The sequence below is a fragment of the Saccharicrinis carchari genome, from assembly GCF_900182605.1.
Taxonomy (GTDB): Bacteria; Bacteroidota; Bacteroidia; order Bacteroidales; family Marinilabiliaceae; genus Saccharicrinis; species Saccharicrinis carchari.
Window position 1 is genome coordinate 104,784 of the sequence record NZ_FXTB01000001.1, and the last position, 15,587, is coordinate 120,370.

12 protein-coding genes are annotated in these 15,587 nt (G+C 42.7%); 2 read left to right on the plus strand and 10 right to left on the minus strand.

What is annotated here, in order from left to right:
• Positions 1-33 precede the first annotated feature (33 nt).
• The 4 genes from FN809_RS00330 to FN809_RS00345 all read right to left on the minus strand — a co-directional run bounded on the left by FN809_RS00330 (position 34) and on the right by FN809_RS00345 (position 4,442).
• On the minus strand, positions 34-1,020 hold the full coding sequence (locus FN809_RS00330) for a DUF6588 family protein (protein WP_142531491.1): 987 nt from the start codon (positions 1,018-1,020) through the stop codon (positions 34-36).
• Positions 1,021-1,045: 25 nt separating this feature from the next.
• Positions 1,046-2,110 (minus strand): hypothetical protein, encoded by a 1,065-nt coding sequence (locus FN809_RS00335; protein ID WP_142531492.1) that lies wholly within the window; start codon positions 2,108-2,110, stop codon positions 1,046-1,048.
• A 48-nt stretch (positions 2,111-2,158) separates the two neighbouring features.
• Complete coding sequence (locus FN809_RS00340) at positions 2,159-3,127, minus strand: DUF6588 family protein (RefSeq protein WP_142531493.1); 969 nt, start codon at positions 3,125-3,127, stop codon at positions 2,159-2,161.
• Between the two features lie 196 nt (positions 3,128-3,323).
• The gene (locus FN809_RS00345) at positions 3,324-4,442 is read right to left on the minus strand and encodes a hypothetical protein (protein ID WP_142531494.1); all 1,119 of its coding nucleotides are present in this window, start codon (positions 4,440-4,442) and stop codon (positions 3,324-3,326) included.
• A gap of 544 nt (positions 4,443-4,986) precedes the next feature.
• On the opposite strand from FN809_RS00345, the gene FN809_RS00350 reads away from it, so the two are divergent.
• Positions 4,987-7,023: a M3 family metallopeptidase gene (locus tag FN809_RS00350; protein ID WP_142531495.1), complete on the plus strand. Its 2,037-nt coding sequence runs from the start codon at positions 4,987-4,989 to the stop codon at positions 7,021-7,023.
• Positions 7,024-7,285: 262 nt separating this feature from the next.
• Positions 7,286-7,711, plus strand: coding sequence for a nickel-responsive transcriptional regulator NikR (nikR, locus tag FN809_RS00355; RefSeq protein ID WP_221929324.1), 426 nt, complete (start codon positions 7,286-7,288; stop codon positions 7,709-7,711).
• 176 nt (positions 7,712-7,887) lie between these two features.
• Here nikR and FN809_RS00360 read toward each other — a convergent pair whose 3' ends face one another.
• The 6 genes from FN809_RS00360 to FN809_RS00385 all read right to left on the minus strand — a co-directional run bounded on the left by FN809_RS00360 (position 7,888) and on the right by FN809_RS00385 (position 15,527).
• Positions 7,888-10,146 carry a TonB-dependent receptor gene (locus tag FN809_RS00360; protein WP_142531496.1) on the minus strand — a complete coding sequence of 753 codons (2,259 nt, stop codon included), beginning with the start codon at positions 10,144-10,146 and terminating at the stop codon, positions 7,888-7,890.
• A gap of 343 nt (positions 10,147-10,489) precedes the next feature.
• Positions 10,490-11,101: an ABC transporter ATP-binding protein gene (locus FN809_RS00365; RefSeq protein ID WP_142531497.1), complete on the minus strand. Its 612-nt coding sequence runs from the start codon at positions 11,099-11,101 to the stop codon at positions 10,490-10,492.
• The gene (locus FN809_RS00370; protein WP_142531498.1) at positions 11,088-12,053 is read right to left on the minus strand and encodes an oligopeptide/dipeptide ABC transporter ATP-binding protein; all 966 of its coding nucleotides are present in this window, start codon (positions 12,051-12,053) and stop codon (positions 11,088-11,090) included. Before FN809_RS00370 ends, FN809_RS00365 begins: the two co-directional genes overlap by 14 nt.
• 8 nt (positions 12,054-12,061) lie before the next feature.
• The gene (locus FN809_RS00375) at positions 12,062-12,925 is read right to left on the minus strand and encodes an ABC transporter permease (RefSeq protein WP_142531499.1); all 864 of its coding nucleotides are present in this window, start codon (positions 12,923-12,925) and stop codon (positions 12,062-12,064) included.
• Complete coding sequence (locus FN809_RS00380; RefSeq protein ID WP_142531500.1) at positions 12,918-13,898, minus strand: ABC transporter permease; 981 nt, start codon at positions 13,896-13,898, stop codon at positions 12,918-12,920. The genes FN809_RS00375 and FN809_RS00380 overlap by 8 nt, the downstream gene beginning before the upstream one ends.
• Before the next feature lie 27 nt (positions 13,899-13,925).
• Complete coding sequence (locus FN809_RS00385) at positions 13,926-15,527, minus strand: ABC transporter substrate-binding protein (RefSeq protein WP_142531501.1); 1,602 nt, start codon at positions 15,525-15,527, stop codon at positions 13,926-13,928.
• Positions 15,528-15,587: the final 60 nt, after the last annotated feature.

The window sequence follows — 15,587 nt, forward strand, 5'->3', positions numbered from 1 at the left end:
AACAGGCACACCACTACCAAACCTGTTTACTGATCACATCACATGAATCCCAACACCAAAACTGAAATTGGCATACGCGCCGGGAGAATAGGCTGCAAATACCTGTACCATGCCCAATTTTGCCTTAAGCCCAAAATCAAGCGCTATCGTTCCTAAATCGTAATTGATTGTTAAAGGATCTTTTTCTTCTGTCTCATTCAGCACATCACCTACAAAATAATTGCCTTTTAAGGCATATTCAACTGACGAAGAAGAATAACCCAAGCCCATAAAGGCTGAAAAAACAGGTACATCAAAGCCCAGCAGAAGTCGGCCTGTGTAGGCCTTCGCCGCCGTGTTAAGCTGCTGAACAGAGGTGGATGACGATGCGTAGTGTAACGAAGCATCGCTGCTGATAGAAGAGTAGGCACCAAAAATAGCTAAGGATATAGCGGGGATTTTATTTATTCCGGGAAGATATTCTTTTACACTGTGCTTGATGCCCAGACCATATTGAAACAAATTACCCATTCCGTCCTTGTCAATTTTAGGCATGAGCTTTACTCTAAGTTCGGTATTATAAGGCAACCCAAGTCCACCCGAAATAATAGGCAACTTAACTTTATCCTGCCCCTCGCCCCGGGGAAGTTGTATTTCTCTGCCACTTAATCTGTTTATTATGGTTGGGTGACTTTCCGTTTTGCCGGCCACATTTGCAGCAATCGAAAAACTACCGTCTTTAACCTTATAGTTTTCATCAAACCCGGGCACTTGGTTGAGGTGATAACCCCGTTGGGTAGCAGCTGTTGCACTTGACGACATGCCAATTGAAACATCAAAGCCCAGAAAGCGGTGTGTTTTTGCGGAGTTATACCAACTTGCTTGTAAATTGCTGCCCAGCATTTGCGTCATTGGATTAAGATAAGTAGAAGCCGCATCCTGAATTATTTCGGGGGTCTGCAAAAAATCAACCACCTCCTTTTGTGCGCTGACAAAAGACAAGTTGAAAATCAAGAGCAAAATCAAGGGCGAATTTTTCATAATCATAGTGTTATGCTGTTAATAGCTATTTGCCTGATTCATCCATCAATAGCTTTGCCTCCCTAAGCGAAATGCGTGTTTTGTTTTTATACGCAACAACATAAGCTTTTGTTTTAGAATCTGCCAAAGCTATTTTTGCATCTACCAAACTATTGAACTTTCCGAAACTATATCTGTACCAGCCATCGCCTCTGTTAACAACAATTGGGAATGGACCGCTATAAACTTTTTTTAGGGATATATTGCTCACTGGTTTTTTATCTGCCAAAAATTGTACGGTGTAATAAACCTCTGCTTTTGCCGCTTCCGTAGTACTTTTATTTGCAGGAGCCTGTCCTTGCATCAGGGGTTCATTAAGCAAGGTAACCGGCTTTGGGGCTTCCGGCTTCAGTTCTTCCTTAATTTCTGGCACAGGATTTTTATTCACTAATGCTAAATCAGTCTTTGGCTCTTCCTGAACCACCTTGGGCTGCTCAATTATCGCCGTATCCTGTTTATCCAACTCATCCTGAACCACAATACCACTGTGAATAGTCTTGTCACTTTCAATAATTTGAATAGCTTTCTCGCTCAGGTGAATTGCTTTTTGGTATTCAATATTGGATTGATGGATCTGCTTGCCTGCCTTTTTAAGGTTGGCGGTAAGCTTACTTTTTTCCCTGTTGGCCTTTGCCGATTCCAGATGACTTTTAATAGAGTCGTTAAGGATTAAAACAGTTTTATACGCAACTTGCGCCTCGTTTTTAAGGTAATTGTTTATATGGGAGTTTAGCACCTCCATGGCACCTTCGAAACCTACTTTATAATAGGATTTGGTTTGAAAAAGCAACCTGCTCACTCTCTTTCCCACCAACATATTTTCGGATAATTGGATGTAATTGGGCTTACGCTGGAAAAGCTTTTCCTTGGAGTACGAATTGTTTACAAATAAAATTTCGTTGCCCTGATTAATATATGAATCTGCTTTTTCAATTTTGGCTCTGTCGTTTTCCGAAAGCATGGCAGCAATTTCTTTATCTACTACCTGGGCTCCCAAAGCCCAGGTAGTAGATATAAAACAGCACATACAAAATATCCGAAGCAAATTCATGTTTCTACTTTTTAAGTTTAATCTGCATGTGATTAAACCTTATCCCAACTACCTAAAACTAATACCCAACCCTGCCGTGATGGAACTATAGTCTCCCAGGGTATAGTCGGCATGCAGGGCGATTACGCCAAGGCGTATTCTCATACCCACGTTCATGTCGAATCCGGTGGTTGAATAGGCCAAACTAATGGGATCCGAAGTAGCTGTGGGCCTATAAACTCCCAATAAATCAAAATCACTCGATGATTTACCATAACCCAGTCCGGTATAAAATGCCACTACGGGTAAATTAGCACCTATGAGCAAACGCGTGGTTAAACCATTGGCTGAGATGTCTAAATGGCCGTCGAAGTTGGGATCGTCCACTTGCAATTCGCTGGCAAATTTAGTGTAGGCAGCCAATACCGAAACATTTAACACGGGCACGTGCTTAACACCCGGGATGTAATCTTTAATGTCCTTTTGTAAACCGAGTCCCCAAAGGTTTAGCTTTCCGGCATCGCCAATTTCAACCTTGGGTATAAATCTACCCTTTATCTCGAATCCGTAAGGCAGTCCCACCCCGGCAGATATCATGGGGATGGGCAAAAAGTCCATGCCCGTTCCGTTGGGCATATCAAATTCAGATAAGCCTGTAATATCATCTTTTAATCGTAGTTTCGGAAGGTCGTCAATATCTCCAGCCACGGTTGGCGCTATGGCTGAGGAAGTAGGCACATGCTCAAATTCACTAAGCTCAAGTTGGCTTACATCAAAACTTAAAGCACTGGATGGGGCTTTAATATAGCTTGCTGTAAACGTGAGGTCGAAACCCAATAATTTATGCGGTTTTGCCGATGTGTACCATCCGTTGTTCAAGCCTTTTCCTAACATTTCGCCAAAAGGCTTCAGGTAGGGTTGTGCCAAAGTATTGGCATCTTTTTGTCCGGCCTTCAGCAATTCTGTAATATCGGTTTGTGCAAACGAATTTGCACTAAATAACATTACTACGCCTATCAATAAAAATAACTTTTTCATCTTTTATTAGTGTTTAGTGATTTTTTATAGTTGAGTTTTTATTATGCATTTGCTAAATAATACTACTTATACTTTTAATGAGTCCAATATATCGGTAATACCAGTAATTGTCCATTTTTTTGCTAAAAAGTTTTGGGCTTAACTATTTATAAAATGTTGAAATATAAATAAAATGGGTAATGGAGGTAACAGTAATTCAAAAATTAGTTGGGTTTAAAACCTCCTGGTTTTTCATTATTTCGTTAGCTTCCTTTATGGAAATTCGTATGTTATTCAAATAAGCCACAACAAAACCATGCACGCCCGAACGGATTTTCATAACTTTGGCTTCATTCACGGATGAAAACTCACCAAAGCTGTACCTGTACCATCCATCGGCTACATGCTCAAGCACTTCAAAGGGACCATCATAAAGCTGTGTTAAGCGCTCCCTTGCCATTGCTTTTCTGTCGGCCACAAATTGCACCGTAAAATATACCTGAGCTATTTCTTTTGTTTCAGCTGCCGGTTCAGTAGCATCTGACAACAATGGTTCGGTAACTTTATTGGGGAGGATGCTATCCGTGGGTGTTAAAACAGAATCAGGTTTTGCAACCAACACCATGGTGCTATCCATATTCGGCAGTGCATCCAATTTAGCTATTGAGTCCATTTCTGCTACCCCGGCCATAGACAGGGTAGGCGGCACCTCTTTCAGAATGACAGGCTCCGGAGCCATGGCCAATGTATCTGCAGAACCCACTTCTGATTCCTGGATAAGTGCTGTCGTGGATTCACTCGCTATTTCTATTGGTTTATAGTTAACGGCGGCTTTTATTAAAGTTTCAACGGCTCTAGCCTCCACCTCGTTAGCTTCCAGCAACATAGCGGCTGCCCTGTTTGCATCTGACAGGTTATTTAATTTACGGCGGAGTTTTCTGCCTCTTTTGTAATCCTTCCCGGCTTTATGCATCAAATCCAAGGTGTGCTGCTGTAAAGCGTTCTTACTTACCCCTTTGTTAACTGCTTTTTTATAGGTTTTATATTTTTTACCGTAGCCTTCTTTGTAAAACGAAGCAGAAGAGACTATTATTTTATTGCTTTTACTTTGTAAACGGCGCACCTTACCCGAACGGGATTTACCCTCGGCATCAATGGCCTCAATTTGCCGGGTGTACTTTTCTTTTTTATCGACAATTGCATCTCCTTTAGCAATTTTTTTGTCGGCCACAGCTATTTTTCTTTCATCACCTGAGTTTATTATCGATTTTTGCTGCGCTTGCATTTGAACCGCAAAACTTAAAAACACTACTAAAATCCAATTTAAAAGCCTCATTTACAATTATTAAATTTCAAATTACTTTGCACGTAAGTCTCATCATCAAAAGGAGCCTCATGGCTTTTACTTTAAAACGGGTTGAGATGTTTCAAAATAGGACAGTGAAGATTCATTTTTTATTGTAAAAACATCATATTAAACCTTTCAAATCATAACATCAAAAAATATAAGGATTTGCAAACTTTAAGGATTGTGATTTGTATAAAAAGACGATAAAATCTACTTTTGTGCCGTTTACAATTCACTAATTTAATGTACACAAGAAACGGGCTATTCGCATGTTTCTCGCTGGTGAGGAATTGTTTTTGGCGAGTTTCCTGCTAATAACAGACAGTCATCGTAAGCTAATCAAGAATAAATATTCAAAATAAGATGAAACCGGCATCGCCGGAGCAAAAAATTAGGCCACACAGGAGGGTGATTATAAATTGCACCGGCTATCAGGGTTTTGCTAATTTTTAAACCTATGAAACAATTGATATCGTTTAGTTGCTTACTCTGCACTGTCATTATTTTTGGCAGCTGCAATCAAAAAAATACTATGAATACCAATCCATTATTACAGAAATTTACCACGGTGCACCAAACGCCACCGTTTGATAAAATTAAAACTGAGCACTACCTTCCGGCCTTTAAGGAGTCCCTTGTCAAAGCTCGACAGGATATAGCAAAAATTGTGGATTCAAAAGAAAAACCAAGTTTTGAAAACACAGTATTGGCATTGGAATATGCCGGTAAACAGCTGGATGATGTGGCGTCGATATTTTTTAACATTAACTCGGCCGAAACCAACGACGAAATTCAGGCAATAGCCCGCGAGGTATCCCCCATGCTGACCGAATATTCTAACGATATTGTATTAAATGAGACTTTGTTTGACCGTATAAAAACGGTTTACGATTCGCGCGAGGGACTCAATCTGAATGCAGAGCAACTAAAATTGCTGGAAGATTCGTATAAAGGCTTTGAAAGAAAAGGGGCATTGCTGACCGGTGAGGATAGAGAACGCTACCGTGCCATCACCACCGAGCTAAGTAAATTGACCTTACATTTTGGCGAAAACGTATTGGCCGAAACCAATGCTTTTAAACTGCACATTACCGATCCTGCCGATCTGAGCGGTTTGCCTGATGCCATTAAAACGGCAGCCGCTGAGTTGGCACGCCGCGAAGAAAAAGAAGGCTGGATCTTTACCTTGCAGTTCCCCAGCTACGTTCCGTTTATGAAATATGCCGACAACAGAGCGTTGCGCAAACAAATGTACATGGCCTATGCAAGCCGGGCCAGCAAGGGTGACGAGCACGACAACAAAGCTATAATTGCTAAAATTGTGAACTTGCGCCTCGAAAAAGCCAAATTGCTGGGGTACCAAAACCACGCCGAATTTGTGCTTGAGGAACGTATGGCTAAAACGCCCACCAAAGTAAACGATTTCCTTAATGACCTATTGAACCGTTCCATCGAATTTGCCCGGCAGGATGTAGCCGATGTGGCTGAATTTGCCAAAAAAGATGGCTTAAAAGATACATTGCAACGTTGGGATTTTAGTTACTACTCAGAAAAACTTAAAACTGAAAAGTTTGATTTTACCGAAGAGGAAACTAAACCGTACTTTCCTTTAGATAAAGTAATTGACGGGGTGTTAGGGCTGGCCAATAGATTGTACGGCATCAGCTTTATCGAAAATAAAGATATTCCGGTGTACCACAATGAGGTAAAAGCGTATGAGGTGCTGGACGAAAACGGTAGCCACCTGTCTGTTCTTTATCTCGATTTCTTTCCACGAAAAGGAAAACAGGGTGGCGCATGGATGACCACTTATGGAGACCAGTACATTAAAGACGGAAAAAATATCCGTCCTCTTGTTTCGTTGGTTTGTAATTTTAGTCGCCCCACACAGGAAACGCCCTCGCTATTAACACATAATGAAGTAACTACCTTTTTGCATGAGTTTGGCCATGGCTTGCATGGTATGTTGGCTAACACTACCTATAAAAGCCATAGCGGCACCAGTGTTTACAGAGACTTTGTTGAGCTGCCTTCACAAATTCTGGAGAATTGGGGCAACGAAAAGGAATGGCTACAGATGGTAGGCCAACACTATAAAACAGGAGAGGTGATTCCCGACGAATTGGTGGACAAGATATTGGCTTCGGCCAATTTTCAAAGCGGGTACCTGACTGTGCGCCAGCTTTCGTTCGGTTTAAATGATATGGCCTGGCATACTATCATGGCGCCTTTTGAGGGTTCTGTAAGTAGTTTTGAGAATGCTGCCATGGCAAAAACCGAACTTTTTCCCGAAGTGGAGGGTACCAGCTTTAGCCCGGCTTTCTCGCATATTTTTGCGGGAGGATATGCCGCGGGCTATTACGGCTACAAATGGGCCGAGGTACTGGATGCCGATGCCTTTAGCCTCTTTAAGCAAAACGGGATATTCGATAAGGCTACGGCCGCTTCGTTTCGTAAAAACATATTGAGTAAAGGCGGAACCGAACACCCCATGGAACTTTATGTGGCTTTCCGTGGGCAGGAGCCAACGCTGGATGCTTTGATGGAGCGTAGCGGATTGGTAAAATAGTAGAAGAATTTATTCCTACTCACGGGGAGACTTTAGCAAGGCGCTTATAGTCACCCCGTGAGTGAATTACCGTATTTGATTTTTATCAATAACCCCTGTCCTTTTTAATACGGGGCTGACAGTCTTCATAACTTAAAACAATACCGCTACCGGGTAATTTGATGAAATTAATTTAATATAATTTATTGTCGGTAATCTTTAGCGATTTACACCATAAACTCTTTTTTTTTATTTTATGTGATAATTTTGCGATATTTAAAACATGGAAACAATATCAAATACAGCAAGATTTGCTGTTTCGTTAGATCGCGAATTGTTGGACAATTTTGACCATGTAATTGAAGCGCAGGGTTACAACACCCGGTCGGAGGCCATTCGGGATTTGATTCGCGACAAGCTCGTGAACCTGAATTGGGATGAAAAAGAGGAAGCCATTGGCACCATAACCCTGGTCTTCAATCATCATCTTTACTCCTTATCCGATGAACTTACCAATAAACAGCACGATCATCATGCTATGATTGTCTCGTCCATGCATGTACACCTCGATCACGACAACTGTCTGGAGATAATTGCAGTAAAGGGCAAAGGTGAAAAAATCCGCAAGCTGGCTGATTCTTTGATCAGTTTAAAAGGTGTCAAACATGGCAAATTAACCCTCACTACAGCCGGAAAGGAAAATTTGTAAGTCGGATTTGAGTTCGCGCCGAAAAACAAGCTTATTGAGCTTTAGTTTTCTCACCCTTCGGTTGCCGCAGGCGAAGCCCTATCCTCTGAAGGGGGACTTACTGAAACCCAATGCACTCCTCCAAACCCTTTTTAGGGTACCTGGGGGTATTTTACTATTCAGGGTGGGTTTAATTTTTAGAGATTATAAGCCACGCCGATGGTGAAATTGCGTAAAGGCGCAGGCCCATACGACTGTCCCTGGCCCAAATCAAACACATAGGTGGCATAGTTAAGATCGAACATATTGTTCAGTTCAACAAAAAATTGTCCACTGTGGGATGAATTACTGCCAAGGTTATAAAAGAGGGCGGCATCGGCAACCGTATATCCTTCATAAAAAAAGGAGTTGGTCTGTCCGGTTGCGTACTTCCCTATATCCCGCATGTTAATTCGTGCACCAAAGCCGTATTTCAGGGTGTAATCAAGCGAGAGTGAAGTCACCGTCCGTGGAATATTCGTTAATTCCTTTCCCTCTAGATCTTTGTTCACATTGTCCATTACCTCCGTACTGGTATAGGCAAACGAAGCTGTAATATGGAAGCGGTCAAAGGGTTGTGCTTTTAGCCCCATCTCGAGCCCTCGTCGTTGGGTTGTTCCGGAATTAAAAAACTCTCCGGAGCCCGGGGCAGTTTCGCTTATCTCTTTGGATGTGTTCAATATAAAACCGGTTAAATTGACATTGAAAAAACTGCTGCGGCCATAAACTATACCGGCTTCGTATTGCCAAATCTCTGCGGGATCTACGTCCATGTCGCTATTGTAACGGATTGCACTAGGGGGTATGATAAAACCATTGGAAACATTGGCTTTAAAATCGAAACCCGGAAACAGGGTGGAACGGAAACCTATTTTTGGACTAACATGCGATAAGTCATTGAGCGACTTATTTTCCTCAGCAACTCCGGGGTCGCGTAATTCCAAGGTTCCATTGTACACATCGTAACGCAGCCCCACGGTTGGTCTAAAATAAGTGCTTATTTCAAATTCCCCCTGAGCAAAAGCCGAAAAGGATTGTAAGTTGTAATTCCGTTTTTGCCTTAAGGCTCTCCGTACTCTATTTTCAGTGCCCCATCTTTTCGAATTGGTCATTTCGTTATAGAACTCAAGACCACCTACCCAATTCACATCCATGAATCCAAAGGCATGTTTCCCGTTCAAATTGGCTCCTACGGCATACACATTCCGTTTATTATTATTTTCAGATTGCCCTCCGGGTTGATAACTAAATTTTGCATAACGTTGGTAATCTTGTTGAACGGCATATCCAAAAACAAGCAAACGTAAGTTTTCGTTAAAGCTATGGTTGACATCCAGCCGTTCAGAGGCAAAGTTTTTAGCTCCACCATCGTTCTCTGCGTTGAGGGCCTGTTTGTTACGTCGGTCCAGCTCGTTGAACTGTTCTCCGGGAATATAACCGGGAGCATCCCATGTGCCGCTGTAGCCCTTTAGGTTCAGGGCAATATCGGTATGGTCGCCCACGTCATAGGCCACCCGTCCGTTTAAATTCCCTTTTAAAAATTCAGCATTTTCCGTAAAGCCCTTTGTACGGTACAGTTGTGCGGCAAAATTGGTTCTTAAGGTATTATCGCCAAGCTCAAAGGGCTTTCCCAGGGCAATTTGTCCGTCAAATGTTTCAAAAGAACCACCTTTAAGGCTGAGGTCTTGATATTCTCCGTCTTTTCTGGTTTCAAAAGACAGGGTTCCGGCCATGGCATAGCGCCCAAACAGCACCGAAGAGGGCCCTTTGTAAACATCAACTTTAGAAATATTCAGGGGGATTATTAAATTCATATCGGCGTAGCCGTCGTGCGAGCCCTCGCCCTCGTTCAAGGAAATACCATCTACTTCAATGGCTGCCTGGCCCTCGTGCCCTCCGCCACTAAAACCTCGCATAGTAAATACATCGGCCGTACCACCTTGGTTATAGGCTCCAATTTCTACCCCCGGAACTTGATACAGGATTTGCTGGGGATTGCTAAGATGAAGTTTTTTAATGCTGTTGAGATGCACTGTGCTGATGCTAGCCGGACTATTACGATTTTGCAGGGCGCCTCCCTTTACCGTAATACCTGATAGTTGAAAGCGCAATTTTTTCAAGCTTATATTTACCGTAGTAGTTTCCAGGGCTTCCAGTTTTATCCTCTTTTGGGCTGTAGCATAACCGATGGCCGAAGCCTCTAAAGTATAATCTCCCGGAGCAATATCGTTAATGGAAAAATATCCTTTTTCATCTGAATAGGTTCCTTTGCCGGTTTCTACAACCGATAGATTCACATGGTCCAGGGCGGAACCTTCCTCGGAAATAATCCATCCCTTAATTTCGCCTGTAGACTGGCCATTGAGTGCTGAGACAGATAGTATCAAAATAAAAAACACTAAGGATGTAAGCTTCATTCTATTCAATGTTAAATTCCTACTCGTAATACTTTTAGCGCACTTCGTAATACTGAGTAAACTTAAACATTTTCTTCGAATATTTTATTACCGTTTAGGTTCTTTCGGGAATTGAAATATATGCCCTTTATTGCCTATATGATTTAACCACAATGTACACAAAGGCTACACAGTGTGTTCACAACGTTTCCTTGTGTCCTTTATGCATTCCTTGTGCTCTTTGTGGTCTTTTTTTAACCACCATGTTTATAATGAATTAGGCTACATATCCTTTTGATTATTGACGGATCGTGCTGGCTGAGTAAATACGAAAAACTTTACATTTGCCGGGTTATTTCTAATTTCAACTATTACCCACAAGCTCCTCAAAACTCAAAATACGATGGCAGGTTTGCTTTAACAAGGGCAACTCATGGCTAATAACCAACATGCCCAACTGGCGCTGCTGCACCAGTTGCAAAACCGCTTGCCAAATCTGCGCCTGGGCGATGGCATCGAGCATGGTGGTTATTTCGTCTGCTATCAGGTATTTGGTTTCGAGTGCAATTGCACGTGCAAGGCAGAACCGTTGCAATTCGCCTGCCGATAGCTGTGAGGGAAAACGGTGCATCCACTCTTTACTAATACCCAGTTTCCGTAAGAATTTATTACTATATTCTCCGGATTCTGATAAAACTTGCTTCATTCGCCAATGTGGATTAATCGTTTTTTCCGGATGTTGTCCGATTAACTGAACCGGATTACGTCCTTTTGGGGGATAAGCTTTTCCATCTACAGCAATCCAACCTTTATCGGGCTTTAGGTAACCGGCCATAATTTTGGCAAAAGTAGTTTTACCTACACCGCTCTGCCCGAATAGTCCAACTACTTCTCCCGGCTTTAGGCTGAACTCAATTTTATTAAATATCCACTGCCCCGGCTGGTAACAAAAACCAAGGTTCTTAACTGTTAGCATAAAAACATCTTGTTAAACCATTATTTACTCTTGTGGATCCCGGTCTGTTGTTACGGCAAAAATCGCTAATCATTAAACATCGTGGCCCAAATACACAACCGGCGAATACCTCCATCGCTTCAGGCTGATTACCATCTAAGGATTCAAAACTATTTTCGGGTAAAGCACGCCACAAAGCTTTTGTATAAGGATGCCTCAAGCGGTCGCCATTTCCTGTAAAGTCCTTTTTATTGGCAATCTCCACTGTTTCTCCGGCATAAAAAACTGCAATTTTATCGGCAATTTTTAAAGCAGCATGAATATCGTGGGTAATAAACAGGACGGCCTTGTTGGCTTTGCAAAGCTGTTTAATATGGCTGAGTGTTTCGTTCCAGGACTCCTCGTCTAAACCGGGGGTGGGTTCGTCGGCAATGATTAGTTTTGCCTCGCTTACCATTGCTGTGGCTATTAATACCCTGCGAGCCATTCCGCCGGAAAGTTCAAAGGGGTATTTTTTATCTGTATCGTGCGGTAAACCCAGTTTATCAAAAGCTTCTCGTTGTATTCTAATTTTTGCCTTTTTATCCGGGATAATACTTTGTACCTGCTTAGCGGTTTTCATTAAAGGATCCAAAGCCTTTATCGACTGCGGAATAAGCGAAATGGCCTTGCCACGGAGCTTATTCTGTAGTTTTGGCGTTAAAGCCTGACCTTCAAAAAATATTGCTCCATTGGTTTGGGCATTGTTGGGTAAGATGCCCAAAATAGAGTCGGCCAGCAGGCTTTTTCCCGAGCCGCTGGAGCCCACAACGGCCACTATTTCTCCAGGACAGATAGTCAGCTCAAAATCCCGAATGACCTGGATCTGGGATTCTTCAAATCCATTTTTATACTGAGGAAATGAGAGAGAAAGGTTTTTGACCTCTAAAAGTGGTTTCTTATCATTTGTATTATAATGTCCTTTGATTTTCATGGTAAATTTTATTCTTTTTGTCCTTTAAATGGGTCGAAAATAGTACGTAAATTACGTCCCAGACTATCAAAAACCGCCACCATCATTAACAACATCAAACCGGGGAAAAGAGCCAGCCACCACATGCCGGACGACAAATATCCCATAGCTTCGGACAGAATAACCCCAATTGCGGGTTGCTCCGAGGATAATCCAAAGCCCAAAAAGGTAATACTGGCTTCGTGCAAAATGGCATGTGGAAACATTAATATAAACCCGATAAATAACTGGGGTATTAAATGAGGTAAAATATGATGCCGGGAAATCCAAAACCACGACTTTCCCATATTACGGGAAACCGTGATGTACTCGGTATTTTTTACCTGTTTAATTTCTGCTCGTAACAAACGTGCCAATCGGGGCCAATGGGTTAGGGCCACGGCAATGATTACGCCTTTTAGTCCGCCACCCAACATAAATGAAATTAAAATTAAGGTTACGATATGAGGCAGCCCGAGAAACAAATCAATAAGTCCCGTAACGATGGAATCCATCGTTTTATTCAACACCAATAACAGGCTAAGCATCAGAGCGATGGTGGCACTTATGAAGGCGGCCAGTAAGCCCACCCAAAAACTAAGAGCCAAGCCCTTAACGGTTCGCACAAACATATCGCGTCCCAGCCAATCGGTACCAAAGGGATGGCTTAATGACGGACTGCTGTTTGCCGCCTCAAAATTAACCGCTAATCCTTTTATACCCATAAAAAAACCGCTCCCTACCAATATTAATAGTAGAGCAACGGAAATTATTGAGGTGGTTAATGCCTCTTTGCGCCTATTCCAATTTATGGCGCGCTTTAATGGCAGATATTTATAAATCAGTTCATTCATGCGCCTGTTTAATTTTCATTCGCGGATCGACGAGCACATAAAGCAAGTCTGCCATAAAATTTCCCACAAAAATAAATACAACGCTGAACAAGGTAATCCCCAACAGAAGGGGTACGTCGCCTCCCAGCCCGGCTTTGACCACTGCTTGTCCCAAACCGGGGTACGAAAATACCTGTTCGGTTAAAACGGCACCACCAAAAAGTTCGCCAAAGGATGCAAAATGCAAGGAGATGGCCGGTAATGAAATATTGCGCAGGCCATGGCGCCACAATAATCCCGTTCCGCTTTCTCCTTTGGCTTTGGCAAAGCGGATAAATTCGCTATTGAGCACCTCAATTAATTTTTCGCGGGTATGCAAAGCAATACTGGCTACTCCACCAATACTCAAAGTTAATACGGGTAAAACCAAGTGATTTAAGGTATCTGCCAGGCTTACCTCACCCGCCAAGCTGCCTGCAGGGGCTGCCAGCCCCACCGGAAACCAATTGAGACAGGCGGCAAAAACCATCAGTACCAATATACCAAACCAAAATGCCGGGGTTGAGGCCAAAATAAAGGAATAACTTTTAATAATGCGATCGAGCAGCGACCCTTCATTCATTCCGGCTGCGATGCCCAGTATAAATCCGAAAATACCCGATAGCACCCACGCCAATCCCATGAGCAGAATGGAGGCAGAAAACCGTTGCACAATAATCTCAGAAACTGGCTTCCGGTATATCAACGATTCCCCCAAATTACCTTGCCCCACCGCTTTGGCCCATAAAAAAAACTGTTCCGGCTTGGATTGGTGCAAACCCCAATATGCTTCGATATCCTCCCGTTGCTCCGGGCTTATCCTTGATATTTCGGCTCCGATATACGATTGAACCGGATCTACAGGAGAATAACTTATCAGCACAAAGGATAGCAGACTGATGGCAACGAGCAATGCAGCTAACTTTCCTGTTTTTCTGAAGATAAATTTAATCATCTGTGGTTTTTTTAGGTCTTTCCTCTTTTATTCTTTCCAATGCCAGTTTTCAATAAAATCGGTTACGGGCCAATTGTGATCGTGGGGCTGTATTTTTTGTGGACCGATGACCAGATTTTCCCGCATAAAAAACAAATGATCCAGATTGACCAACCAAACCCAGGGTGCGTCCCCTTTGTTGGAAAAACCTGTTACACCGTCCCATTGTGCTTTTTTCCAATAGGCATTGGCTTCATCTTGCGATGTGGCGGCAAGGGCTTTCACAAAATAGGCATCCACCGTATCGTTGGCATAATAATTCGGATTATTCAGTCCGCGTCCACTGACTTCGCTACTAAAGGCATTGTATAATTCAAGCGGATCGTGACTTCCTAAACCAAATAAGGTGGCATTGGCATGAACCTGTTTTTCTATCCCCCGCCAGTTATCGCCCTTTATCTCAACCTGTATGCCCAAGGGTTTCATCATTTGGGCAAAGGCAATGGATAAGGATTGCCGTATTTGATCGTTGGAGGGATAATACAAGGTAAAGGCTGCTTTTATTCCATTTTTATAGCGAATACCGTCTTTTTCTTCTCTCCAACCGGCTTCCTCCAAAATTTCTTTTGCTTTTTTGATGTTCCCATCATTTTCAATTTTGGTTTGGGGATTCCACCAGGGTAAACCATCGGCTATGGAATAGGCTGGTGTTCCGTAACCCCTTAAAACCCCTTTGACTAATGCCTCGCGATCTACCCCGATATTCATGGCCTTGCGGATGGCTTCATCCGAAGTAACCCTGTTTCCAATGGGGTGCCCGTTATCAGTTCTTCCTTCCTCGGACACAAAAGGGAGGGCCACGCCACGGTTGTCCACACTTTTTAGGGCAAGCAGTTTCATGCCCTTAATTTTTTTATCGGCCAGTGCCGGCGTAACCGATGCCACATCTACCTGACCTGCCTTGGCTGCGGCAAAAGCCGCATCCTGGGATAAAAATAAAAATACCAGCTCCTCAAAAAAAGGAGCCTTCCCATAGTAATAAGGGTTGACCGTAAGGATCAACTGTTGTCCTTTATCCCACTGCACCAATTGATAAGGCCCCGAACCCACTGGATTTTCATTGTACAAAGCGTCGTAGGCATGTTCAGGTACGATACCCAAGCTTGTGAGATGATGGATGAACGTGGAGTTCCGCTTTTTTAGGGTAAACCGGACTGTAAAGTCATCTAACTGTTCTACTTCCCTTAAGTTGGTAAGGTCAACTACCGAAGCACTTTGCTTAGCGGTAGTAAAGGTAAAGACCACATCCTTAGCTGTTAGGGGCTTTCCATCGGAAAACTGGATATTGTCGCGCAGTTTTACCGTCCATTTAAGTCCGTCGTCGCTAATCTCATACTCGATGGCGGCATCATTTTCAATATTAAAATCCTTATCGTATTTTAATAAAGTACTCTGAAAAAGCGGCGACGCATATTGTCCCCATCCGGTGGTGGGATCAAAACCATTATCGGGCTCTCCGCCAATGGCTAAAATCAAAGTTTTTTTGCGCTCCTCCGCACCGTCCTGTTTGGTTTTATCTTGATTTACACAGGAACCAATCAGCACACTGAGCAAGAGCCAAAAGACCAAGCTTATATTTCTTTCCATCATTATAATTCGCAAAAAATAAAAATCATTCGGAAAGATAATACTTTTTGGCGCATTCGTAAT